General features: G+C 43.7%; 19 protein-coding genes. 8 read left to right on the top strand and 11 right to left on the bottom strand.

Going from position 1 to position 25265, the window contains the following annotated elements; translation table 11 throughout:
- The 6 genes from K360_RS0101050 to K360_RS0101025 all read right to left on the bottom strand — a co-directional run bounded on the left by K360_RS0101050 (position 1) and on the right by K360_RS0101025 (position 7776).
- Positions 1-2850, bottom strand: a complete 2850-nt coding sequence (locus tag K360_RS0101050; protein WP_024821335.1) for a hypothetical protein — start codon at positions 2848-2850, stop codon at positions 1-3.
- Between the two features lie 11 nt (positions 2851-2861).
- A complete protein-coding gene (locus tag K360_RS0101045; RefSeq protein ID WP_156923307.1) occupies positions 2862-3695 on the bottom strand; it encodes a hypothetical protein in 834 nt (277 codons plus the stop codon).
- Positions 3692-4177, bottom strand: coding sequence for a hypothetical protein (locus K360_RS0101040; protein WP_024821333.1), 486 nt, complete (start codon positions 4175-4177; stop codon positions 3692-3694). The genes K360_RS0101045 and K360_RS0101040 overlap by 4 nt, the downstream gene beginning before the upstream one ends.
- 94 nt (positions 4178-4271) lie before the next feature.
- Positions 4272-4820, bottom strand: coding sequence for a hypothetical protein (locus tag K360_RS0101035; RefSeq protein ID WP_024821332.1), 549 nt, complete (start codon positions 4818-4820; stop codon positions 4272-4274).
- 306 nt (positions 4821-5126) lie between these two features.
- Positions 5127-5795: a response regulator gene (locus tag K360_RS0101030; protein ID WP_156923305.1), complete on the bottom strand. Its 669-nt coding sequence runs from the start codon at positions 5793-5795 to the stop codon at positions 5127-5129.
- On the bottom strand, positions 5758-7776 hold the full coding sequence (locus K360_RS0101025; RefSeq protein ID WP_024821330.1) for a PAS domain-containing sensor histidine kinase: 2019 nt from the start codon (positions 7774-7776) through the stop codon (positions 5758-5760). Before K360_RS0101025 ends, K360_RS0101030 begins: the two co-directional genes overlap by 38 nt.
- A 266-nt stretch (positions 7777-8042) precedes the next feature.
- On the opposite strand from K360_RS0101025, the gene K360_RS0101020 reads away from it, so the two are divergent.
- Positions 8043-8954, top strand: a complete 912-nt coding sequence (locus K360_RS0101020) for a MurR/RpiR family transcriptional regulator (protein WP_024821329.1) — start codon at positions 8043-8045, stop codon at positions 8952-8954.
- A gap of 57 nt (positions 8955-9011) precedes the next feature.
- Positions 9012-10814 carry an aldehyde ferredoxin oxidoreductase family protein gene (locus K360_RS0101015; protein WP_024821328.1) on the top strand — a complete coding sequence of 601 codons (1803 nt, stop codon included), beginning with the start codon at positions 9012-9014 and terminating at the stop codon, positions 10812-10814.
- A 73-nt stretch (positions 10815-10887) separates the two neighbouring features.
- Here the strand turns inward: K360_RS0101015 and K360_RS0101010 are convergent, their stop codons facing one another.
- The 3 genes from K360_RS0101010 to K360_RS0101000 all read right to left on the bottom strand — a co-directional run bounded on the left by K360_RS0101010 (position 10888) and on the right by K360_RS0101000 (position 16225).
- Positions 10888-13065 carry a methyl-accepting chemotaxis protein gene (locus K360_RS0101010; RefSeq protein ID WP_024821327.1) on the bottom strand — a complete coding sequence of 726 codons (2178 nt, stop codon included), beginning with the start codon at positions 13063-13065 and terminating at the stop codon, positions 10888-10890.
- A 196-nt stretch (positions 13066-13261) separates the two neighbouring features.
- Positions 13262-15316: a methyl-accepting chemotaxis protein gene (locus tag K360_RS0101005; RefSeq protein WP_024821326.1), complete on the bottom strand. Its 2055-nt coding sequence runs from the start codon at positions 15314-15316 to the stop codon at positions 13262-13264.
- Between the two features lie 219 nt (positions 15317-15535).
- Positions 15536-16225, bottom strand: a complete 690-nt coding sequence (locus K360_RS0101000; protein WP_024821325.1) for a response regulator — start codon at positions 16223-16225, stop codon at positions 15536-15538.
- Between the two features lie 235 nt (positions 16226-16460).
- Between K360_RS0101000 and K360_RS0100995 the strand changes: the two genes are divergently transcribed.
- Complete coding sequence (locus K360_RS0100995; protein WP_024821324.1) at positions 16461-17279, top strand: hypothetical protein; 819 nt, start codon at positions 16461-16463, stop codon at positions 17277-17279.
- A gap of 66 nt (positions 17280-17345) precedes the next feature.
- On the top strand, positions 17346-17870 hold the full coding sequence (locus tag K360_RS0100990) for a hypothetical protein (RefSeq protein WP_156923301.1): 525 nt from the start codon (positions 17346-17348) through the stop codon (positions 17868-17870).
- Between the two features lie 123 nt (positions 17871-17993).
- On the opposite strand, the gene K360_RS0100985 is transcribed toward K360_RS0100990, so the two are convergent.
- Positions 17994-19904 (bottom strand): S9 family peptidase, encoded by a 1911-nt coding sequence (locus K360_RS0100985; RefSeq protein WP_024821322.1) that lies wholly within the window; start codon positions 19902-19904, stop codon positions 17994-17996.
- 157 nt (positions 19905-20061) lie between these two features.
- Here K360_RS0100985 and K360_RS0100980 point away from each other — a divergent pair, with 157 nt between their 5' ends.
- Positions 20062-20853, top strand: a complete 792-nt coding sequence (locus K360_RS0100980; RefSeq protein WP_024821321.1) for an SDR family oxidoreductase — start codon at positions 20062-20064, stop codon at positions 20851-20853.
- A gap of 137 nt (positions 20854-20990) precedes the next feature.
- On the opposite strand, the gene K360_RS0100975 is transcribed toward K360_RS0100980, so the two are convergent.
- Positions 20991-22136, bottom strand: a complete 1146-nt coding sequence (locus tag K360_RS0100975; RefSeq protein WP_024821320.1) for an aldo/keto reductase — start codon at positions 22134-22136, stop codon at positions 20991-20993.
- A gap of 166 nt (positions 22137-22302) precedes the next feature.
- Here K360_RS0100975 and K360_RS0100970 point away from each other — a divergent pair, with 166 nt between their 5' ends.
- The 3 genes from K360_RS0100970 to hutI are packed head-to-tail and all read left to right on the top strand — an operon-like array spanning position 22303 to position 25242.
- Entirely contained in the window at positions 22303-23055 is a 753-nt protein-coding gene (locus K360_RS0100970; protein ID WP_024821319.1) for an IclR family transcriptional regulator, read from the top strand.
- 25 nt (positions 23056-23080) lie between these two features.
- Entirely contained in the window at positions 23081-24001 is a 921-nt protein-coding gene (gene ftcD, locus K360_RS0100965; protein ID WP_024821318.1) for a glutamate formimidoyltransferase, read from the top strand.
- Complete coding sequence (gene hutI / locus K360_RS11275) at positions 23998-25242, top strand: imidazolonepropionase (protein ID WP_024821317.1); 1245 nt, start codon at positions 23998-24000, stop codon at positions 25240-25242. The genes ftcD and hutI overlap by 4 nt, the downstream gene beginning before the upstream one ends.
- The last annotated feature ends 23 nt before the right edge of the window (positions 25243-25265 follow it).

Genomic DNA, 25265 nt, shown 5'->3' with positions numbered 1-25265 from the left:
TCACTTTCCTTCCCGGCCCATTACAATCTTGCCTTCTTCAAGAAAACGAATGGTTCTCTTTCTTGGGAGAACCTTGGCTTCAAAGCTTCCCACTTCCCCCGGCTTAAACTCGAAAACCTGCTCTGTTTGTTCTAGATGATAAGATGAAGGAATATTTATATCGTAAATCTTTAAAGTCCACTTCCCTGGGCGTAACCCTTCGAACAAGAATTTTCCCCACTCATCTGTAAGTCTTCGATGAACCTCTTCGCCATTCTTCATTTCTACCAAGACACTTTGAAGCCCCCCTGCCTGTAATGCCCCATCGTTGCCGAGAGTATCCCCTACGAGGTATCCTTTTTCTCCTTCTAGCGTAGCCGTTCCATCTTTCCCAGCTTCAGGATCTACAAGGACTACAGCACCATTGAGCGTTGCTCCATCAGTTATTCCTATATCCATAGAAGTAATCTCTCCATACCCCGCTATCTCCACTATAATCGGGGTCTTCACATCTGGAACTCGGCTACCACCGAGAGAAGCTCGATCTATCTTCAAAAGGTAGGGGCCTGGCGTTAACGACGGGAAAAGAAACACTCCTTTGACATCAGTAACCGCGGTCTGCTCTTCGATGGCCAGAACAACATTAGGAACTCCTCTTTTTTCATCTCCTACGTTTTCATAAATGAGGCCCTGCAGAACACCCACATTTTTCTTCTTAGCCATTTTTATATCGAGAGGAATAACGTACATAATGGAGTATGAAGTCTCCATTTCTCCACTGTTGTCGTTACGTTGAATTCGGAAACGTAGAATGCTTTCATCAGCGAAAGTCTGCTCCGCCATGAATTCGTATTGCTCACTGTTGTCTACAAAATCATTATCATCATAAGAATAGCGAGTATACCAGCACGAAAGCCTTAAACTGGGAGTTGCATCCCATATAATACTTATCCCTCTGTTTGTCGATGCTCTTAAAAGATAACTATCTTCAAGCACCCTATTATCACCAAAGCCTCCATACAGAGAGACATATAAATCTGGAGTTAACTGATAACTTAATGAAACATTGTAATTCCATGCGTGGGTGCTCTCTCCTCTCAGGAGATCATCCTGATCGGCGTAACGAGCCTCTACCGAATAGCTGTACTTCTCCATATTTCTCCCCACTCGCACCCACCAAGATTTTTCATAAAAATCATATTCTGCGGGAAGAAGGTTGTCTTTCATAGAAAAATCATCATATCCCAATGAAATATACCAACCATCTGAAAGTTCATAGTCCATATAGGTTTGGAACAGCTCTTCAATAATCTGTGTTGTATTATTTTCGCTACGCATATTTAGATTGTTTTTATATTCGTACCACGACACATTCCATTGCAAGCGATCGCTTAAAGGAAACCCAAGAGAGGCACTTGTATAGTCGTAATCGTGATAGTACCCCCAATAGTCGGTACCCGCCCTCACTCTTGTAATGGAGTAGGGCATATTTTTACCCATGCGGCCTCTCAAATAAATACGATATGCTTCATCATCATCAAGCGCTCTCTCCCTATCGGTATCGCAGAATCCATACTCCAATTCGAGAAGCGTATGCTCCCATGGTCGATACTCGGCGCTCACGCTCCACAGCTTGTCTTCTGTAGAAGGTTTATTTTTATAAGCATCTCGCCTTTTCTGAAGCATATTCAAACGTATCTCAAGATTCTCTTGCATCTTCTGACTTATGTAGAACCCGAACTCTTTCTTATCAGGGTACCCCCAGCGGCTCTTCATGTAGTGACCTCCACCGCCTAAGCCAAGCCTTTCCGGTTCATATGAAAAACCTATGCCTCTACCATAGGAAGAGGACGAGGTCAGGCGAGAGAGGGGATACCCCTGATCTCCGAGAAAAAGAGAAAATGTATCGGTAAAATAGGTGAGCCAATACTCTTCTACGTCACCATAAAGTCCTTTGTCATCTGTATCAGGGCCCCTGAAAAGGAAATCTACACCCTTGGTACGTTCTTCATCGAGATACCCGTACCCGCTCCATTCGATATTGGCTCCATCTCCCCCCGAATTGCCCATAACGCTGAAAGCAAGTTCTGTTGGCAAGACATGGAAAATATCCAACTCTCCGCCACCCTTTGGGATAACATCAAGATCTACTGTTAGAACTGCTGATTCTGGCCCTTTATCACCAGTTGTAGTAGCCCGCACTTCCACAAAATGGAAACGAGATGTACTTTCGGCAAAAATTTTCCCCTTTAATTTTAAATTTGCACTCTCTCCTGCTTCGAGAGCCACATCTGTGGGAGTAACAGTTGCGGGGAAGCGAGGGTCGCGATCGGGTAAATCTATATGGATCTCCCGAGATGTATTTGCCTTATTTAAAACTTGAAGGTCCACCTCGTAACTCTGCCCTGCAATAATGGCAACAGGCTTTCTAACGAGAATAAGGTCAAGACCTTCTACAGTTAAAACAGAGACTGTAAAAATTTCTTCATCATAGACGCCGTAATCTCGGCGATTTTTTACAGAATAAATAACATCGTAGTCATTCGCTTTTGTAGAAGCTGGGACCTGGAAGGCCACAACACGAGATATGCTGCCACGTGCCGGAATGGAAAAGCGCCCTGGCGGCACTAAAGGTTGCCAGCCCTCAGGAAGTTTAATTTCTTCAATAAACGTCTCTTCTCTAGTCTGAAAACTTGTGATAAGAACACTCACGCTAATAATGCGCCCTGGCTTTGTACTAATTTGCAAAGGGGAACGGGCCCTAACCTCTACGCCATATCCCTTTCCTTGAGCCCATGCGAAACTGGAGAATAGGCAAAGCAGCAAACAAACTATGCCTATTGCCAGTCTTTGCTCTCTGCCTCTCATCATGCCCACCCCCCCTATTTTACGACCAGGGCATACTGAGCACCAAAAGCTTCGTCTTCTCCACCATCCGCTACAAGCAAAACCTTATAATCCCCAGGCTTAATCCCTTTGAGAGGAATTTCAAACCGACATGAGGAACCAGGATAAATCCATCGCCGTCCACCTTCAAATTTTCCCGCCTGATTCCCCTGTTGATCGTATAGTTCTGCCCATACAACAGGGCGAATAACGCGTTCCCCTGTATTTTCAATATCAAGATCAAGAACAGGCATGCCTTCTACCGTTCTTAATCTCTTATCTATAAACTGAATTTCCTGTACTCCAGATGTACCTACATCAGTGATCATTTGAATGGCATATTTAAAAACGGTAGTAACGTTGTAAGCCATATCTTCCTTTGACCCATCCGGAACCTGTAAACGTTCCTGTCCTATAGGCTCTACTATAATGAGGCTCCAATAGGTTCCACGAAGACTTTCTTCCTTGGGAGTACAAATAACATATTCAAAAGTACCGATGCTATCTGGAGGAATAATAAGCTGTCGTGGACTGAGAGCCATCCAAAGAGCATTGGATCGATTATGACTCCCTGGGGACGGATATTCGTTCCGTCCATCAGCATAACAATGGTAATCATTCTGATTAATAGAAACCTGCACAGATTCTTCTTTGCTATAATTTCTTATGGCTATTTGTCCCCGCACTTCCTGGCCGGGGGATACATTGAAACGATAGGTAAGATCTCCCACTATATCTATATTGGCAAAGCACTGCCCTCCACCACTTGGTAATGCTAACAGGGCCATAACACAGACACAAAGGGTTTTCATTATTATTTTTCTCATCATAAATCCACCACCGTAAAAGCAATGTGTGGAGCATAAATCCCTTTCGGTGTTTCTGGTGATATTCCGGAAACCTTAAACTGCACTGTTATATGACTACGATCTCCCGCTCCTGTAAAAAACAACGTCCCCGCAGGATCAACAAGTTGATAGGATGTACCGCCACGTATCCATCCAGCCCCCATACCGTTCCCTGTCCGACGAATCCATATTTGAATTCCCTCAGGCAATGTAGCTCCTTCTATGAGCTTGACCTCCACATTCCACATATCATCTTGCCCCTTAGCATTAACAATACCCAATGAGGCTATAGAAGGATCACTCTCGCGCGAACCTCGCCCACTAGAAGCTGATGCCCCTATAACGAGGGACGACCAGCCACTTAAAGCGATGAGCTCCATCGCTTCCGAGCGCTCACTCAAAGGAGAAAAAATTACGAGAAAGACGAGAAGAACAATTCTCGATGTTACTGTAGTCCCACTCATTTTTCGTCTCCTCCTTGACTAAAAAGGGCAGCGCCCTCATGGAACGCCGCCCTCGTCCCTCGGATACCTCTTATGCAGATATCCTCTCTCCTTCTTATACGTCCTGAATGAGAAGGGTTAGGACTCTAACTCCGGAGCCTTTCTGAGCATCAGCGCCGGCGCAAAGTTTCAATCCGCCCTTGCCCCAAGCTCCGCAAATCTTGGAAATCCCGGTCACGAGATCCACATAATCTGTGGAAAGCTCGGTCCAGTTAGGTGTTCCAACAGCACTGGTTCCATAAGGAGCTCTCAGTTTTGCCCACAGTGTTACGTGCTCGGGCATATTGACGTCGATCTTGCCAACAATCTTTCTCTCATCAGTACCTGTAGCAACGACGGCGTACCAAATGCACTCCTCATCACACCATCCATCGCAGCAGCCGATGTAGGTGGCCATGCAGATCTCGTCCTGCCGAATCTGCAGGCAGTTAATGGGAATAACTCTCCAATTGATTTTCAGCGTATCCCACGGTGAACATCCCGAGGGGTTACAACGTGAAAAACCAGCCTCCTCCATGGTCATGGGGGCTTCCTCGGCAAACACAGCACCAGCCGCAAAAACGACCATGGCTGCTACTGCAAACAGAAGAAACAATCTTTTCATCTTTTCTTCCTCCCTTTTCTGCAGATACCCTATTTCTTTCGTGCCCCTTATTTCTCCCTTAACGCCAGAAAGTTCATGCTTATCAGGTAAACCCGCATACGGCGGGCATAGTCATAACCCCCTCTCTAGCGATATTGCTTGAGCCGGATAGCTCGCATTAAGGGTACTGAATTTTTGGAAAGTATTAAATCAGGATAGGGCTGAGAAGAAGGAGGAGATTCCCTTACAAAATTTTTTGTTTTTCTGGAAAAAGGGGGGAGAAATACTTAGAAAAGGATCAGGAAAACACTTAAAGCTTCTTTAAAGTCAGTCTATAGAGGTAATGCCGCTCTTTATGGCATATTTTGTCAGCTCTGCCACAGATCGAAGGCCTAGTTTACGCATAATGTTGTATTTATGAGTTTCTACTGTCTTTACACTTACGTGAAGACTCTTCGCTATATCTCGATTCCCTTTGCCTTCTGCGATTTGTTGCAAAACCTCTCTTTCTCGAAGACTTAAAACATGACCAGACGATACGCATTCTTTATCCTCGTTTAAAAAATCAAGGTACTCTTCCACAACAACTTTTGAAATGCTCGGACTCAAATATACTTTCCCTGCGACTATGGCCCGAATTGCCTCTGCCAGTTCTCGAAAAGCACATTCTTTTAGCAGAAATCCGGAAGCTCCTGCCCTCAGCATTTCCGTCACAAACTTTCTATCGGCATGCATAGAAAGAGCTAAGACTTTTACTCCCGGCTGCTCTTTTTTGAGGCGGCATGTAGCTTCAATTCCATTCAATTCTGGCATAATAACATCCATAACGAGCACATCCGGACAATGAGCAACAGACATTTCTATAGCTTGCCGTCCTGTTTCCGCCTCGCCTACAACTTCCATATCATTTTGGGTGTTTAAAAGAGTTCGCAAACCATCTCGAAGAATTTGATGGTCATCAGCCAACAGAATCTTCACTTTTTTCAATAAAGTCACCGGCCCTTTCTTCTTCGTTTTCTACTGGAACAAAAAGGGTGACATTCGTTCCTTGCCCTGGTGACGATTCAATTTGCATAAAACCTCCAATGTAGTTTACTCGTTCCTGGATATTCAAGAGCCCGAAGTTACTCGGATCTCTCCCTAACTCTCGAAGAGAAGAGAGATCAAAGCCGACGCCATTATCCCGTACTTCTAAAGCGACAGTCCAACGGTCAAAACGAGAAAGGCATACAGACACCTCAGATGTTCGAGCATGTTTCACTACATTCATTAAAAGTTCCCGCAAAGCTCGGAAAAGGAAGATTTTAATGTCCATAGCTATATCATCCGACATTAACAAATCTTTAAAGACAATACATAACCCGTGCTCATCTCCCATTTTCTCTATAAGCCACTCTACCGCAGAATGGAAACTCAACTCGTAGAGCATAGGGGGACTCAAATCAAAAATAAGAGTCCTCATTTCCACGATGGAACGATCTAAAAGAGCAAGGATTTCCTGAAAAATCTCTTTTGAACTTGAAGAATAGGAGTTATAGCTACTCAGCATTTCTAACTTTATTCTGATAAGGGCCAAATTTTGTCCTACTCCATCATGAAGGTCTGTCGCTATACGTCGGCGCTCTCGTTCTTCTGCAACATATAGTTCCGATGTTAAAAACTGCAACTGATGTTGGTTAAGCCGTATCTGCTCTTCTAATTTTTTTCGGGCAGTAATGTCATTCCAGCTAAGAACACAATATTTTAAACACCCGTCCCTTTCGCGAATAGGGACAGCTGTCACCTCGCCCCATATTTCTTCCCCATCTTTACGAATAGAGAGCTTTTCTTTTCTTGTCATCCCTTCATGTATTGCCAGCCGAAGCTCCCCCATGTTTAGCCAATAGTCGCTCCGCCACCATGGATAAGGGGCTGGGCGCTCTAAAACATCTTCTGAAGAGTAACCAAATACATGTTCAAAGGCCTCATTAACATATTGAATTCTCGTGTCGGGACCAACGACAAAAATAGGGTTGGGGTTTTGAGCTAAAATCCGTCTAGAAAAGGCTTCACTATCGCGAAGAGCTTCCTCAGCCTGCTTCCTCTCTGTGCTATCGCGAGCAATGGAAAGAATGGCAGGTTTACCTCGAAGGCAAAAAAGATGGGCACATATCTCCACAGGGATAAAGGTCCCATCTTTTTTTCTCAGTTGTGTCTGGAATACTACCTGCCCTTTCTGGAATAGAGAAGAGATAACATGGTTTATTCCCTCTCGTCTCAACTCGCCCTCAATGGCCAAGGGGGAAAGGGAGAGCAACTCCTCGCGACTATAACCTAGCATTCGACAAGCTCCCTCATTCACTTCCAAAAAAAGACCTGGTGTACTTTTATTTACTATTTCATGAAAGAAAGCAGCATCTCCCATCGTATTAAAAAGCTCCGTCAGCGTTGAAAGACGCTCAGCAAGTTTTCTTTCCCGATTTGAACGAGCTGTCACATCTACACCTGAACAAAGGATACCTGATAGCCCTGAAGCAAAAGAAACGGTAGTACAGCTCCATAAAACAGTAGCCGTCTCACCATCCCTTCCCCGCATTTTTGTCTCACAAGAGACAGATGCGCCCTTCATGTCTGCAAAAACATGGAGAGACGAAAGAAGCCTCTGTCGCGTCTCTATATTAGGATACAACAAGGAAAGCCAGCGACGGGATCCCTGAACAGCTTCAAATGTGTACCCCGATACTCGTTCCAAAGTCTTATTCCATAAAATAACCCTGCCTTCCTCATCAAAAAGGCACAATAACATATCGGGATGGTTAAAAAAACTATCGAAGCAGACCGACTTATATAAAAGTGCTTCTTGGGAACAAAAGCCTTTTTCGGGGAGTTTATAAACTCGATCTCCCCTTTTCTCCACATCTGGATTATTTCCCAGCGGAAGAGCGATCTGCCGGGGGTTCGCATCGGTAAACCCCCCTCCCCACTCTCTCTCTTTCATCTTCGCTCACTCCACAGGAAGCCATACTAAAATTACTTATATTAAATTACCCTTTACGCATTTACCTTTAAAAACAGTACATTATTAAATAACAAGAAACAATAATTAAAAAATAAGAATATGTTAGAATATTTTTATGATACCTGAAGGGGTCTTTTTTTTCAATATCGATGACGTAGTTTCATTAATTGACAAATGATTCACTTCTTTTTATGCTGTTTATACAATTCTTTTTGTCGGAAATGATTCTACAAAGGAGATCTTATATGTTGAGAGAGCAGATTGCAGCAAAAATAAATGAATTATCCCCAGGGCAACGCAAAGTAGCTTACTTTATTTTGGAAAAGCCACGAGAGGCTGCTTTTTTAACAGCATCTCAACTTGGGACCCAGGTAGGAGTTAGTGAGGCCACTGTAATACGTTTTGCTCATACGTTAGGGTTATCTGGCTATCAAGAACTGCATCAAGCAATCAGCCACATGCTTATAGATCATCTTACGACCCTTGAACGTATGGAGAAGTATCGGACATCTGGAGAAAAGAGTCTCTTCGACACCGCTATAGGAAAGGATATTAACTCCATGAGACTTGTTCAATCTCGTCTCGATGAGAAAGTAATCCGCAACTTAGCTGCTCTTTTTACCCAAGCTCCTGCTATCTATATCGCAGGGTATCGAAGTTCCTATACTCTTGCTTATTACCTTTCCTTTTACCTATCATGGATCCTCCCAAACATCAAATTAATGCCCCTTGATATGCCTTACGAGCTCTTGGTGAATGCTCCCCCAGAGAGCGTTGTGACTGGTATCAGTTTTCCACGGTATTCCACATGGACCCTTAAGGTCCTTCGCTACGCTCGTGGAAATAACCTACAGACTGTAGCTATAACTGACGAATATACAAGCCCTTTAGCTACATATGCCCTTCATGTTGTAACCATACCTTATACACCTATTTCATTTATTGATTCCTTTGCTGCGCCAATAAGCGTTTTGAATTGCATTATACTCAGTATCGCTCAAGAACTAGGAGATACACTTTCATCCCGTCTCGAAATTCTTGAACGATATTGGGAAGAGAACAATCTATATGTACCACCTACTTTTAAAAAAAGGGGGGGAATCTACATCGGGGAAAATAGTATTGTAAATATCGCAAAGGAAGAGGAGAGAGAGTAGAGAAAAGATTACAAGAGAGGAGAGAAACTAAAGAGAAGAGAGAAGGAGGGATTGTAAATGGGGAGCCACATGGGCACCATTTTGCGAATAGATCTGTCTTCTCACAAAATATCGAAAGAGCCGGTGGATGAAAAGCTTCTTCGCGCATATATAGGTGGACGTGGATACGGTTCAAGAATTCTTTTCAATGAAAATCCTCCCAACATAGATCCCCTCAGCCCTGAAAATCGCCTTTTATTTGTGACTGGCCCCTTAACCGGCCGAGGAGTACCTGCTGCCGGACGATATATGGTGGTCACTAAAAGCCCTCTAACAGGCTATATCGCATCAAGTAACTCTGGAGGCTATTGGGGAGCAGAACTTGCAAAAGCTGGCTGGTTTATGATCATAGTTGAAGGGAAAGCAAATCATCCTGTATATATCCATATTTATGACCAGAACGTCGAAATACGAGATAGCAGTCATCTTTGGGGGCTTAACACCCATGAAACTACCGACCGAATTTTAGAGGAGATAAAAGATACGAAGGCAAGAGTACTCTGCATCGGACCAGCAGGGGAAATTCTTTCCCCTCTAGCATCTATCATGAACGAGAAAAATAGAGCTGCCGGCCGAAGCGGTGTTGGAGCAGTCATGGGGTCTAAGAATCTGAAAGCAATAGTGGTACGAGGTACATCTCGACCTTACGTAGCTCAATCCGAAGAACTTTCAGCAGTTTTGAAAGAAAGATTGGAGAAATTAAAGAAACACCCAGTAACAAGCCAGGGACTTCCTGCATATGGCACTGCCATTCTAGTCAATATAATCAACCAGACTGGAGCGTATCCCCACCGAAATTGGCAGGGATCTTATATGGAAGATGCAGACAAGCAATCTGGAGAAACTCTCGCCGAGAAATATCTTACGGGAAATTACCACTGTTTCGGTTGTCCTATTGGCTGCGGACGGATAACAAAAGTAAAAGAAAAGGCTGGGGAAGGGCCAGAATATGAGACTATTTTCGCCTTTGGAACTTGCTGCGGGATAGCGTCTATTGAACCTATTATTCAAGCTAGCTATATTTGTAATGAATATGGGCTCGACACTATTAGTACCGGAGTCACTATAGCTGCTGCCATGGAGCTTTACGAAAAAAAGTTCATTAAAAAAGAGGAACTTGAGGGGGGACCAGAGCTTCTGTTCGGGAATGAAGAAGCCATAACGTATTGGACAGAGAAAATGGGGAAAGGAGAGGGGCTTGGCAAAAAACTAAATCAGGGGTCTTGGCGTCTTTGTACCATGTACGGACATCCTGAACTCTCCATGACTGTAAAAAAGCAGGAAATGCCCGCTTACGATGCCCGTGGTATTCAAGGGATTGGTCTTACATACGCAGTAAGCAACCGGGGAGCATGTCATGTAAGAGGGTACCTTATTTCTCCAGAAATTCTCGGAGCGCCAGAAAAGCTTGACCCAGACGATATCTCTCAAAAACCCATGTGGGGGAAAATTTTTCATGATCTTACAGCTGCCATTGATTCTTCCGGAATGTGTCTCTTTACATCTTTTGCTCTAGACGCGGCAGATTATGCTGCATTTTTAAAAGCTGGAACAGGATTTGACTACACCGCTGACGAGATCATGACCTGTGGTGAAAGAATTTGGAACCTTGAAAGACTTTTTAATCTCAGGGAAGGGCTTAACCCTAGTAAAGAAGATACATTGCCACCCCGCCTTCTCAAAGAGCCTATTCCTGAAGGCCCTGGGAAAGGAAAGTTGAGCAGGGTTCCAGAAATGCTTCCTGAATACTATCGCTTAAGAGGATGGGATGAAAAGGGTATCCCAACGGAAGAAACACGAAGAAGACTCGATCTCCTTTAGCTCATGGAGAGGAAATAAAGAAAGGCTAAAGAAGCGAGGGGAGCAGCTGCTCCCCTCGCGCTCTCTTCATCTATTATGCAGGAAGAAGCCCCGCCCGCTCTTCTGACTCTTCAAGTTTTTCAGGTCCTTCCATGTCCTTCATATCTTCCATCTCTTTTTTCAGCTTAAACTGCGCTACAGATTTCTGCATTTCTCCGCTCAGCTGAACCAACTCTTCTGCCGCTTCAGAAATAGACTGAGAAACTCGTCCCTGTTCATCCATAGATTGGGTAATAGAGCCGACCTGATCGGCTATTTCCTGGCTTGTTCGCGCTACATTATCCATACCAGCTGTCATCTCCTGAGCACTTGCAGATTGCTCTTCCATGGTAGCAGCAATAGTCTGAACGCTTTCTGTAACGACCGCTATTTTTTCTACAACATCGTCAATCACTGCCTTTGTTTCAGCAGCTTTATCAACAAGAACACGCACTTTTTCTTCTGAACCCTTTTGATCGGAGATAGCCGCCTTCGTTCTATTAGCGATTTCTGAAATAACGTCGCTTACCTGAGATGCAGCACGACTTGATTCCTCCGCAAGTTTTCGAACTTCTTCAGCCACAACAGCAAAACCCCGTCCCGCATCTCCCGCCCTAGCCGCTTCAATAGCAGCATTAAGAGCCAAAAGGTTCGTCTGATCTGCGATCTGAGTAATGGTGTTGACAAATCCTGTAATTCCCTCTACAGACCCCGAGAGCTCGCCAATTGCCGATCCTACTTTTTCGCCGGCTTTTGCTACTTCGTTAATCAAAGAGGCAATATCATCAACAGCCTTCCCTCCGCGATCAGCTACCTCTGAAATCTGGGAAGCACTTTCCCCTGCTTCTGCAGCTGTCTTCGCTCCTGCCTGAGCGCTGGCAGCCACTTCTTGAACACCGGCGTTGGCCTGTTCCACTGCTGCCGCTGAATCCTGCGTATTTTGGCTAACTTTATCCGCAAGGGCAGCTACCTGTTGAGCCGCAGCGGAACCTTGTTCTGCTGAGGTACTTAAATGTTCCGCCTTATTTAGAACCTCTTCTGCATCATCCCGAATGGCGAGGACCACATGCCCCACACTATTTATAAGCGTGTTAAAAGCACCTACCAATTCCTGAATTTCCATAATGGAGGAAGAGGTATCCATCTGGACAGAAAGGTCACCCGTAGAACCTATTTCTTTCGCTTTAGACACCACATGAGTAAGAGGATTCGAAATGCTCCGTGAAAAGAAGAAGACGACTATAACAGCTACGGCTACTGCCGCCAGAACTCCAATCAAAATAGCTTTTCGAAGAACAGGAATTGCTGCTAACGCCTCGTCTTTAGGAGCAGTGATACCAAGAATAAAGCCATTTTCTAAAGTGCGATAAGCAGTAGATACAGATTTACCCTTTATTTCGTGGGAGAAAATACCTTTTGGATTAGCGAGCATCCCTTTAACGTAATCTGCGAGAAGCCCTCCTTCTATTTCAGAGGCTGTAGGCCCATTAAAGGAGTACTCTGGGTGATACATAAAACGAAGATCTCTGTTGAGGAGGAAAGCATACCCCGTATCGTAGAATTTCACGTCCTTTAATGTATCCTGAACAAAAGAATAGTCAAAAATCATGCCAATAACCGCTATAGTTTTACCCTCTATCTCTACAGGCATCGAATAGGGGATCTTTTCCTCTACATCGTTGGTAATAACGTCGCCCCAAACTGGCTGTTGCGTATCAATAGGACGCCAGAACCATGATGTCTGCTGTGTTTTCCTATTAAGAAGATCTTGTGCGGTATATGCTGTTTTATCAGAGAAAGTGAAGATTGAATCGGCATTTTCCCTGGAGAAGGAAACCATGTGCACTTGATCTGAATCGAATTCCTCAGGGTTAAAACAGATAAAAATTTCCCTCGTTTCCTCTACCTGGCTTCCCAGTTCCGAAATGAATTGAACGTTAGTGGCAGCAAACTGAGCTACATAAGCTTCCATTCCAAGGGCCTTAGCCATTACAGGCTTAAAACGGGTTCGAACAGTCGCATTAAGGGCCAACAAGAGGCCATTAAATCGTCCGAAAGTATTATCCAGAGCACTGGCGATCCGTTCCGCTTCGGCATTTTCATATTCAACAGCCGCGTTTTCAAGAGCCTGAGAGCTTTTTTGAACAGCAAAAAAGCCTACGCCAACCACAGCAACAAGAATCAGAGCAACGACAATAGCTGTAACTCGAGTGCCAAGTCTGTTAAAACCCATAAAGTTCACATCCCCCTTGAAGAAAAATTACAAGATTCATTATACATACAGTTTAATCTAGAACGATTAAATCTCAAGTCTTGAAGTTCTTTTTTTATTTTTCAAAAAAATAACCCCAACCCCAGAGAGCTCTGCATCTCTCTGAGATCGGGGTTTCCTCGTTTATGTATGGGAGGTCAAAAATCCCTTGATCGTGTTATTTCAAAGGAACGAGGCCTGTAGTTTTTCCTTTTTCTTCTGTCTCTGTTTCCACTACAAATTGGGAGATGAGACGGAGTAAACCATTTGCAGACCGAGACATATTTTGAGATTCCAAAGCTATGCCCTCTGCGGCTTTCGTCGTATCTCCAGAGGCATTTTTTATGTTGCTCATAGATTGCACTACTTCCACTGTAGCATCGGTAACTGTCTGAATTGCGCTTGTCATTTCCTCACTGGAAGCTGCCTGTTCTTCTGAGACAGCCGCAATGCTCTGAACGGATTCAGATACTCTCGCCACGGCCGACACGGCTTCCTTCAGCTTCTCTTGGGCAGCCAAAGCTTGATCCATAGTTTTTCCAAGAGTCTTCTCGCTCTCCTGTGCTGCCAAAATGGAGTGCTGAGAGCTTGCCTGAAGCCCCTTAATAAGAGCTTGAACTTTCTGCGCGGCTAAGGCCGATTCTTCCGCTAATTTTCGAACTTCTTCAGCTACGACGGCAAAACCACGTCCCGCTTCGCCAGCTCGGGCTGCTTCTATAGCGGCATTGAGAGCTAGGAGATTCGTCTGATCGGCTATGGAGGTAATAGTGGCGACAAAACCTGAGATATCGTCTACAGAACGTGCAAGAGCAAGGATCGTTTCTGCCCCTTTTTGAGATTCTTTTACAGCGAAAGAGATGCCTTCTATCATCCGGTTCACATCCTCTACTGCTGTTTCCGTCATATTCACCGCTTTCGATGACCCTTCCGCCCCGTCAGTAGCCGATTTCGCAGCCGCCTGAGCACCAGCAGCTACTTCCTGAATAGAAGCATTCGTCTCTTGCAACGCAGACGAACTGTTTTCACTTCTCTCCAAAACCTGGTCGATGGAACCGGCAACTTCCTCCATGGAAGCAACTGTTTCTTCCGAGAGAGATGCAAGTGTTTCTGCTCGTTGAGAGGTTTCTACGGCTTCATGGCGAACAGAAACAATAAGTTCCCGAAGACGATCCACCATTTCGTTGAGATGGTTAGAAATACGAGCAATCTCGTCTTTACCTTTTGTGTTAAAACGAGTTGTCAAGTTCCCTTTGGCAATACAATTTGTTGCTGTTTCCATATGACGAATAGAACGAGCCAGTCCTCGAGCAATAGTAAAGACAAGAAGAGCCACAACAACAACTGCTACTACAGATACTGCCAAGAGCATCCATGTCAAAGAATGAATAATATGCGTGATAACTGATACAGGGAAAAAAACAGCCAGAGGCAGCCCGTGCTCTGAAGGAGCATAAAAAACCATTTTCTCTTCATTACCATAACTATAGGTCGCCGAACCGGTTTCACCTACAACCATCTTTTGTGCTACAGATTTTAGTGCATCAGGGAATTTGCTGTCTTGAGTCAAATTTGCTTTCATAATATCTTCAGTATGAGGAGATGCGATAATAGTTCCCTTACGATCAAGTAAAAAAGCTTCTCCTGTACCATAAACCTTCAAGGAAGCAACCATCTCTGCCAAGGTTTCAAGATTAACATCCCCCCCAACTACTCCAAGAAGGGTGCCCGATTCACTGTAGATAGGGATTGCTATAGATAAAACCAAATCTCCTGAAATGGAATCTAAATATGGATCTGTAATGATCATCTTTTTAGCCGATACAGCCTGTTGATACCACGGACGAGTCCGAGCATCAAAATTCTCTGGTTCTTTCCATTCTGTCCCGTCAGAAAAACGGCCATCTTCTTCCCGTCCCATAAAGATGTTAGTGATTCCTTCTTTCTTATTTTGCTGTGTCAGACATGAAAGGAAGGACTCTACAACATCTTCATCTGTAATATGATGATACAGCCAGTTATAACGTACTGATTCTGCTACCGAATCAAGAATGCCTGTTAAACGATCAAAATAGCTATCAATAAGTCCTGATCCCTTTTGTGCCGTTTCCATGCCAGTTTTGCTGATAGTGTCTACTAAAATAGCAGTCCCTCGATAGTACGTAATGCCAGTCATTATTGCAATTACAACCAAAATAGCAGCAAGCATACCCCAAAGTCTGGCTTTAATGGTCACGTTGTCTGTTCCCCTCCTTATGATCCCAAAGAATATTAAAAATAATAGCGCAATTCCTATAAATCCTCGTACAATTAATTTATTAGTCTAAGGATTTAAAAAATCCAAGCAAGAAAAAAACTAAATATTTTTTGTTTTATCCTTTTATTCCATAAGAAAGGGGGTTACATTTTTGAATCTACATAGGGGAATATAACCTTTTTTGAAAATAACAGCATGCTACTTGAGGTATTTAAATTTTTTTAGAGGACGCCCTGTCGGGCGATATTCTAACGTTGAAACGACGCTGCCTATTTTGAGAAGATAGTCGAGATACCGCCACGTAGTCGTACGGGAGAATCCTGTGGCAAATGCTATATCACCAATAGTCAAAGGAGCATTAACTGTGGACAGAACTTCTATCATATGGTCAAGAGTTTCTTGCTGAATGCTAATGGGAAGATGATTACATAGGTTTTTTTCTCCACGTAGAGGGAAAAGATCATCTATATCCTTTTGGGTACATAAAGGGGGGAGGGTCCTGAAGAAAAGTTGTCTGTCTCTAGAATCGTAAAGAGATTGCCTAAAACGTTCAAAAGAAAAAGGCTTGAGAATATAATCAAAAGCACCTAAGCTTAAGGCATGTTGAATGGAAACTCTATCTGGGAGAGAAGAAACAACTACAATAGCTGTCATTGGAGAGATACGATGAATTCGCCCCACCGTTTCCGCCATATCTGAAGCGAAACCTGCAGGCTCTACGAAAATAACGTCTATCTTCTTTTTTTGCAGAAGGAGACAGAGCTGCGGCAGGGTAGAAGCTATTCCCACAACAACAAATCCTGGAACTGCAGAGATATATCGCTCCATTACAGAAACAGTCATAAGATCTTGATCAGCAATAAGAATATGAATGGGCTCTTCTTTCATTCTATTGTAGACAATCCTCACTTTTCGTTTTCATCTTCAATATTTCATTCTAAGGCTATATAGAAAAAGTATATACGACCAACTTCCCATTTCCTCTTTGTTTACAGTATTTTATTATAACTTTTTACTATAATTTTTTATATCCTTTCACAAAAATATGGACGCAAACAAGCTATTCAGGTACCATAAGGCAAAATATTAAATTTAATAAGGCTTGAAGGGCGTGAGTGTTATTATGCACGAACTGTTCGAAAAAATGTCTTTTCTTCTTCATGGCGGCATTCTCGATATGCTTGCCGACCAAATGTCAAAGACATCTCCACAGGCCGTAATCCTTGAACCACAAGGAGAGGATCTCTCTGTTCTCGAAGCCATAGGCATCACCCCACCAAACTTGATCATTTCCGGAGAGAGGTATTCGTTGGAACAAACGTTCTATGGAACTCCTTCTCTCTCTATGACGCCATTAAATCTCTCTTTAATGAATAATAAATGGGGGTGGGGAATTCCTTTGAAGGGAAAGGAATGGACCTTCTATTTCCTTTTTAGTCACCGCCCTTCTCAGCAATTTCTCAATAACTTACCTGCTATTGAAGGACTGATAAAGCTCTGGCAAGATTTCAACGGTCGGGAAGCAATGGAACAACGCTTATCTCGCCTTGCCTACATGATCCTTGCCACAAAAAATACCCTTTCTTCAATTTTTGAACCGATGCCCCTCGACTACTTTGCCGCCTTTCTAAGCGATGTAATACGAGAGAGTCTGTTTCCCGCAGATTTGGCAATCATTCATGACGATGGAGAAAAACTTACCTCTCTGGAAGGAGATATTTTCAATCTTCCCAAGCGGGACGCAAATCTGTTTACTCGCCTTTTTACCCCTTCACCTATACCTATTGATTCTGATCACGCTGAGATATTCGGAGAGGAACGATATTCCAGACTTGCCCATAAATGGTCTGTGCTTTTACCTATTCCCAGCATGAAGCAAAAATTATATTGCCTTCTGAAGTGGAATCATTCCTTAGAAAAAGAAGACCTGAACTTCCTGTAACTTCTAGGTAACGTAGCTTCTAAAGCACTCTCTATATCGTGCCTCCATGAAGAACGCGACGCAGCCTTGAAAGGATTATCGGAACAGGCTTATGCATTGCAAGCTCTTCATCAAGCTACTCTTCAACTTATGGAACAACCTGATATACATCATCTTTGTAAGGCCATCTTGGATATGTTCTGTGAAATATCCAGAAGCCACCAAGGTCTTCTTATGCTGTGGGATATGGAGGAACAAAGCTATACCCTTCGCGGAATATATTGTCATGGCAAAATAAAAGCACCTACTCGGTCCATAAAACTTCCTTTTTTCTCCATGGACAAAGGAAGTATGCCTTCCTCTTTTTCTTTAGAGATGGCAAGATCTTATTTCCATTATCTCAAAGTACCTGAGCTTTTAAACTTCCCTGAAATAATAGGAGCTCAGTGGGTCATTCCTCTCATTCATAAAAAGACAAAACTCCTAGGATTTGTCGCGTTATGGGAAAAAGAAGAGGGGGATGAATCCGTTCATATCTCCCTTTTCGAGACTCTTGGGCAAACAGCCTCCGCTGCTATTTGCTGCTTTTACAACAAATCTTTTCCATTTTAGATATTCTTCCTTAAAATAGCAAAACATAAGGAGGTAATAAAACGATAAGAGACTGCCTTTTATAAAGACAGTCTCTTATCGTTATCAAAAGACTTGATTTCTTATGTTCAGATTTATTTGCTTTTACTCCATACGGCCCCCCAAATGAATAGCTAAAAATCTTTCCATGGCTCGATAGAACTCAAATCGGTTTTCTTCGTTTCGGAAACCATGTCCTTCATTGTCTTTCACTATATACTCCACATAAATGTTCCGCTTGCGGAGAGCCTCCACTATTTGATCAGATTCTGTTTTTTTCACCCGAGGATCATTTGCTCCTTGAGCAACTAAAAGAGGTGATCGTATTTGATCAGCATGAAAAACAGGTGATGCCGCCTGAAGCAGAGCCTTATCCTTCTCCGGATGGCCGATCTGTTCATACATCATTTGTCGGCCTAACTCCCAATATGGCGGTATGGTCTCAAGAAGCGTAAAGAGGTTGGAGGGCCCCACATAATCCACGCCACAAGCATACACATCCGGAGTAAAAGCCAAGCCTGCAAGAACTGCGTATCCTCCATAAGAAGCACCGTAAATACCCACTTTTTTCGGGTCTGCTATACCCTGGCCTGTAAGCCATTTCACCCCGTCGGTAATATCGTCCTGCATAGCGCGTCCCCATTGCTGGAAACCAGCCGTCCAAAATTGTTTCCCGTATCCAGTAGAACCTCTAAAATTCATAGATAGTACGGCATATCCTCTATTGGCAAAAAACTGAACCTCAGGACTAAATCCCCATGAATCTCGGGCCCATGGGCCACCGTGAGGAAGAATAATTACAGGGAGGTTTTTAGGCTCAACTCCTACTGGTATCGTGAGATACCCGTGGATAAGAAGGCCATCCCGTGCTTGGTAACGAACTGGCTTCATAGTTGCCATCTCTTCTTCCTTCAACCAAGGACTTAAATCTGCCAGTTTTTCGAAAGCTCCACTTTCCCTATCGTAAAAATAGTAGGCTCCCAGAGTGCGGTCGCTTCCTGCATAGACAAGCATTCTCTTTTCATCTCGACTCATACTTGCTACAACAACCTCATAGCCCGGAAGTTTCTTTTCAAGAGTTATTTGTAATTGTTCTCGATCGGGATCAAAAAAAACATAGTGTGCTTTATCCGTAGTAAAGCGAACACCCGTAACAATTTTTCGTTTCTTTGATTGAAGAAGCCTATACACATCTACGTCAGGATGTTCGTACACTAACTCAAGAAAAGCTCCTGTTGTCGGATCGTAACGATAGATAGCACTTTTATCTCGATTTAAATTTGATGCCACATAAAGATTTCGATTATCAAAAGTAAAGAAGAGAGGGTCAATAGAGTCCTTAAAATTTGTCGTAACAATCGTTCTAAAAGGATCTTCCTCCTTTTCACGATAAAGAAGGCTTGTATTCACTCCATCAGTTTTTACAGCCACGCGAAGTTTCCCTTTATGGTCCGTAAGCCACCCTGCTATGTCTCCAGGATTTTCAGCCACTAAATCTATTGCGCCGGTCTTCACATGTATGCGATAGACATCAAAAACCCTGGGGTCCCTTTTATTCATGGCAATAAGCATTTCGTCATCTACATCTTCAAGATCGTCAACCACTGAAACTCTTACCTTGGGGAAAGGCGTAAGCTCTCGCCGATTTGCACCAGATATGTCTACGGAGAAAAGATGATAATTTTCATCGCCACCTGAATCCTTCATATAAATAATCTGATTATTCCCTTTCCAAAAATAACCAGCTATATCTCGATTTCTTTCATCTGTGAGACGTACAGGCTCTTCTACGCCCCCTATCTTTTTCACAAACACATTAAGCCTTCTTTGCCACGGCTGCATAAAAGCTAAATATTGCCCATCTGGAGAGATGGAAAAAGCAACTTTTTCAGGATTTTTAAAAAAATCTTCAAGGGGAATAATGCGTGGCAAGGCCGAAGCGCTATCAGCGTTCCAAAACAAAAAGACAATAGCTAACCCAGCCACAACGACTATAAAAAGGACCTGTTTCGACATAGCATTCTCTTCCTTTCATTTGCAATTATAGTTTTGAGTTTATCACGAAGTTTTGCGTTTTTAATCCGATAAAATGCTGAAAAGCACAACCCCACTTGATTCAAAGTTGAATATACAGAATACTATTGATATAAAACCAACAGAGGGGGGAGAGTACATGGATTTAGGAATAAAAGGGAAAGTAACCCTTATCATGGCATCAAGCACTGGCCTAGGGAAAGCCATAGCTCGTCGTTTCCTCATGGAAGGAGCTATTGTAATGATGGCAAGCAGAAATGAAGACAAACTTTTGCGGACAGTAGAGGAACTCTCCGATGAAATTGGGGTCACTCCCTACTATAAAGTATGCGATATTGCGCAACCAGGGCAAATTAAAGCGCTTGTACGAACTGCCGCAGAAACGCTTGGTCCTATTTCTATCTTAGTCAATAACGCAGGAGGCCCTCCTGCAGGAACTTTCGAATCATTTGACGATGAAGCATGGCAAAAAGCTTTCGAGCTCAACTTATTAAGCTATGTCCGCACTATTCGAGAGGTATTGCCTTTCATGAAGGTTCAAAAATGGGGACGAATTGTTAACTCCACATCTTCATCGGTAAAGCAGGTTATAGAAAATCTAATCCTCTCAAACACATTCAGACTTGGAGTCATTGGTCTAACAAAAACCCTCTCTCAAGAACTTGCGCCATACAACATTCTCGTCAATGCTATTGGACCTGGCCGATTTGACACTCAACGTATCCGCCAACTCGATCAGGCTTTAGCAGCGAAACGAGGGATTTCAGTGGAAGAAGTGAATAGGGAAGCCCTCGCTCAAATTCCATTAGGCCGATATGGTGATCCTGACGAATACGGCCGATTAGCCGTGTTTCTGTGTTCAGAAGCGAATAGCTATATTACAGGTCAAACAATTCTTGCCGATGGCGGCATGGTAAAAGCTGTTCTTTAGACGAGCAAAATTTTGCTCGCAATAAAAACTAAGGGCCTGCCATTTATGACAGAGAGAGCCCCTCTGCGGAATTTTCTCAGAGAGACTCTCTCTATAATCTGCAATCTCGCCGGAGGGAATTGGATCTCTTCTTCTCCCTAACTCTGCCCCCCATTTTTTTCAAAAAGCTCCACAATATCTTTTAGATGTTTACGAATCGAGATATTTTGAGGGCATACTTTTTCGCAGGCGCCACATTCTACGCAGAGACTTGCTCTCTCGTACTCTTTCACGAAGACAAAATATGTGTCTTTGGCCATTTTTTCGTCACCAAACATAAAAGCTATATTATAGCGATTGAAACATTCGGGAATATTGACCCCCTGAGGGCAAGGCATGCAGTAACGACAGTTCGTACAGTTTACTTTCATTCGTTTTTTATATTCGTCCCTCACTCTTTCCACAATCTGAAGATCGTGAGGAGATAAGGTTTCAGGCAGGGCTTTTTTTGCTGCCGCAATATTTTCTTCCACTTGCTCCATGGAATTCATACCACTCAAAACTACCGACACTTCCGAATGATTCCATACCCAACGAAGCCCCCAAGACGCAGGGCTCATAGATTCATCCCCTTCCTTCCATATATTCTGAATAGGAGCTGGGACATTGAGTGCAAGTTTACCACCCCGAAGGGGCTCCATAACAACAACGCCAAGCCCTCTGGAGGCAGCCTCTTTCAACCCCTTTGTTCCCGCCTGATAATTCTCGTCAAGATAGTTATACTGGATCTGACAAAAATCCCATTTCCACGCATTCAAAATCTCTTCAAAGAGTTCATAATCTCCGTGAAAGGAGAAACCTGCATAACGAATCCGGCCATCTGCAAGGGCTCTCTCGAGAAAAGAAAAAACATCATGTCTTACTACATTCTCCCAACGTTCTTTATTGAGGGAATGGATAAGATAGAAATCAATATGATCGGTCTGAAGACGCTGAAGCTGTCTATTTAGGAACATATCCATATCTTCCGGTTTTTCTACAAGCCATGAGGGAAGTTTTGTAGCTAAGAATATTTTCTCTCTGTAGCCGTCAGCAAGAGCTCTCCCTACAAAAGGCTCGCTTTCCTCATTGTGATATGTCCATGCTGTATCGATGTAATTAACTCCATGGTCGATGGCATAACGAAGAATTTTCGTAGCCACAGGCTCGTCAATATTTCCTTCTGATGTTACAGGCAAGCGCATGCAACCGAAACCGAGAATAGACAAATTCTCATCCATACCAGGCATTTTTCTATAAAGCATCCTTTTTCCCCCTTTCACTCTTCCTTTTCGTATTTACAATACCATCCCCAGTATACCAAAGAGAAACAAAATGTTTCCTTCCAACTATTTGACATATTTTCTTTCTTGGAGTACTTTGTGAATAGTAGAAATGGGACAAAGTGTCTCATTCTGAAAGGAGAGCCTTATGAATATTCTATCTCCTCGAGAAGATACTGTGCAACGCATCGCACGTATCATGGAAGCAATTTGCACTGCCGACGATTTATTGAGTCTGAGGGAAATAGAAGAACAGACTGGCATTCCCCGGGCTACAGTTCATCGCTTCCTTCATTCACTCAAAAGAGCGGATTGGGTCTATCAAGACCCTGCAACAGAAAAATTTCGCACTGGAATTCGCTTCTTTCTTCTCTTTGATCGCCACGCCTACTACGATGAACTTGTCCAAATTTGTTATCCTCACATGAAAAAACTTCTCGCTCAAACAGGACGGACTATTCTTCTCTCCGTACTTGATGGAACTGTGGGGAGATGCATTCTCTCTGCGGAACCGGCCACCGCTCTTAAATTTGTAGCACATAAGGGGATGAATATTCCTTTATATGCTGGGGCCACCGGGAAAATTCTTCTTGCTTATGCCAAACCTGAAATTCAAGAGCGGGTTCTAGCTCAAAAATTAGTCCCTTTTACAGAAAAAACAAAAATAGATCCTCTCATTTTACAGAAAGAGATAGAGCAAATTCAAAAACAAGCCTATGCTTTCAGTCAAGAAGAATGGATGACCAACGCTGGGGACCTTAGTGTTCCCATTTTTGACCATAGGGGGCAATTTGTCTGTCAACTTGGAATGGCTGGCTTATCGTCTAGTTTTGAAGGAGAGGTAGAAAATCTCCTCATTCTTCTCAAAGAAGCGGCCAGTGCTATATCACCTAAATTATGAGGAAAAATCAGGGAGGGATAAGCCCATGTCACAGTTAATAGAGTGTGTGCCCAACTTTAGTGAAGGGCGGAGACAAGATGTAATGGAGGCTATTCTGGCTCCATTGAAAAGTAAAAAGGGATGTTATCTTCTTGATTCCCGCGCCGACGTAGATCACAACCGTTTGGTGGTAAGTCTTGCTGGCCGCCCAGACGCCATCTGCGATGCCGTTCTAAAGGCCGCTAAAATAGCCCGAGACCACATAGACCTTAACGTTCATCATGGGGCTCATCCCCGTATAGGCGCCATAGATGTTATACCATTCACCCCCATATCTGGCATTTCCATGGAGAAATGCGTTGAACTCGCCCATTCTTTTGGGGAGCACTATTACAACGAGTTGGACATTCCAGTCTATTTTTATGAAGAAGCCGCGTTGAAGCCGGAACGAAGGCGTCTGGAAGTGATCAGGAAGGGGCAATATGAATCTCTTAAAGCAGATGTGAAAAACCCCGACCGTCATCCCGATATAGGGAAACCTGAGCTTCATCCTACTGCAGGAGCCACTGTTATTGGAGCACGAAAATTTCTTGTAGCCTTCAATGTCAATCTGAATACCACAGATGTAGAAATTGCAAAATCTATCGCAAGACACCTCAGAGCTTCCTCTGGAGGATTCACAAGCGTCAAAGCCATTGGGCTTGCATTAGAAGAAAAGGGGCTCGTACAAGTGAGTATGAACCTTGTAGATTACGAGAGCACGGCTATGTACCGAGTTTTGGAACTCATTAAGGCAGAAGCTGCCCGATGGGGAGTAACAGTAAATGGCACTGAAGTATACGGCATGGTTCCTTCTGCTGCAATCCTAGAGAGCTCCGCTTATTACATGCAAATCGACGACTTTAAACGAGATCAGGTTCTAGAAATCAAGCTCCTTGAACTTATGGGAAAGGAGGAAGACGCATGATATCTGCTCTCTTCAGAAATGCAGTTATCTACAGCCCGGTAGATAGCCCCGTCCCTCTTTCCGGCGTTACGCAGGGACACGTAACAAGCTATAAAAAAGGGGCTCTTTTCTGTAAGAATGGAATCATCGAAAAAGTAGGGGAGGAAGAAGATGTTCTTCGCCAACTCTCTTCAGACGAGGTGGACATGGAGGTAAATTGTGAGGGAAGTTGCCTCATTCCCGGCTTCGTGGATCCCCATACACATATCTGCTTTGCAGACCGACGGGAACAGGAGTTCTCTCTTCGCATCGCCGGAACTCCCTATCTTGAAATTCTTAAAGCCGGAGGCGGCATTCTTTCTTCTGTACATGCTGTGAAAAAAGCCAGCGAAGATGAACTCTTTGAATCGACCCTCACCCACGTATTGTCCGCCCTGGAGCTAGGAACCACCACTATTGAAATCAAAAGTGGCTACGGCCTCGATACAGAGACAGAACTCAAAATGCTTCGGGTTATCCAACGAATACGAAAAGAGACACCTCTTGACGTCGCTATTACCTTTATGGGAGCCCATGCGGTACCGAAAGAATATAAAGAAAATCCTGACGAATATGTGCGCCTCATGATAGAAGAAATGATTCCAGCCATATCGCAACAGGGAATTGCCGAGTTTTGTGATGTCTTCTGCGAGGAAGGCGTTTTTTCTGTCGGTCAAAGTCGGGCTATTCTTGAAGCAGCCAGGAAACATGGGATGAAACTTCGTATTCATGCAGATGAGGTTCACGACATAGGAGGAGCAAAACTAGCAGCTGAACTTCCCACAATTTCAGCAGAACACTTGCTTGCAGCCTCAGAAGAGAACCTGAAAGCCATGGCTCATGCAGGAGTCATAGCCAACCTGTTGCCTGCCACTGCCTATAGTCTCCGGAAACCCTACGCTTCCGCTCGACGCATGATAGAACTGAGTGTCCCTGTAGCTCTGGCCACAGATTGCAATCCCGGCTCATGCTTCACAGAGTCTATGCCTTTTGTTTTCGGCCTTGCTGTTATGAATATGCATATGACTGTTGAAGAGGCCCTTGTAGGAACCACTCTCAATGGGGCGTGGTCTTTAGGGATGGAAAAGAAGGTAGGAAGTCTGAGCGTGGGGAAACAAGCCGACTTTCTGCTTCTCGACGGAGAGTCTCCTGCTGTTCTCGCCTATCATGCAGGGGTATCTCCCGTCTTTGCCGTCTACAAAAAAGGCGTTCGAGTAGCGTAAAACGCCTTTAAATCTTGTATATA

It is taken from the genome of Aminobacterium mobile DSM 12262, assembly GCF_000526395.1.
Lineage (GTDB): Bacteria > Synergistota > Synergistia > Synergistales > Aminobacteriaceae > Aminobacterium > Aminobacterium mobile.
Note: the sequence above shows the minus strand (reverse complement) of the source record. Positions and strands in the feature narration are given on the sequence as shown.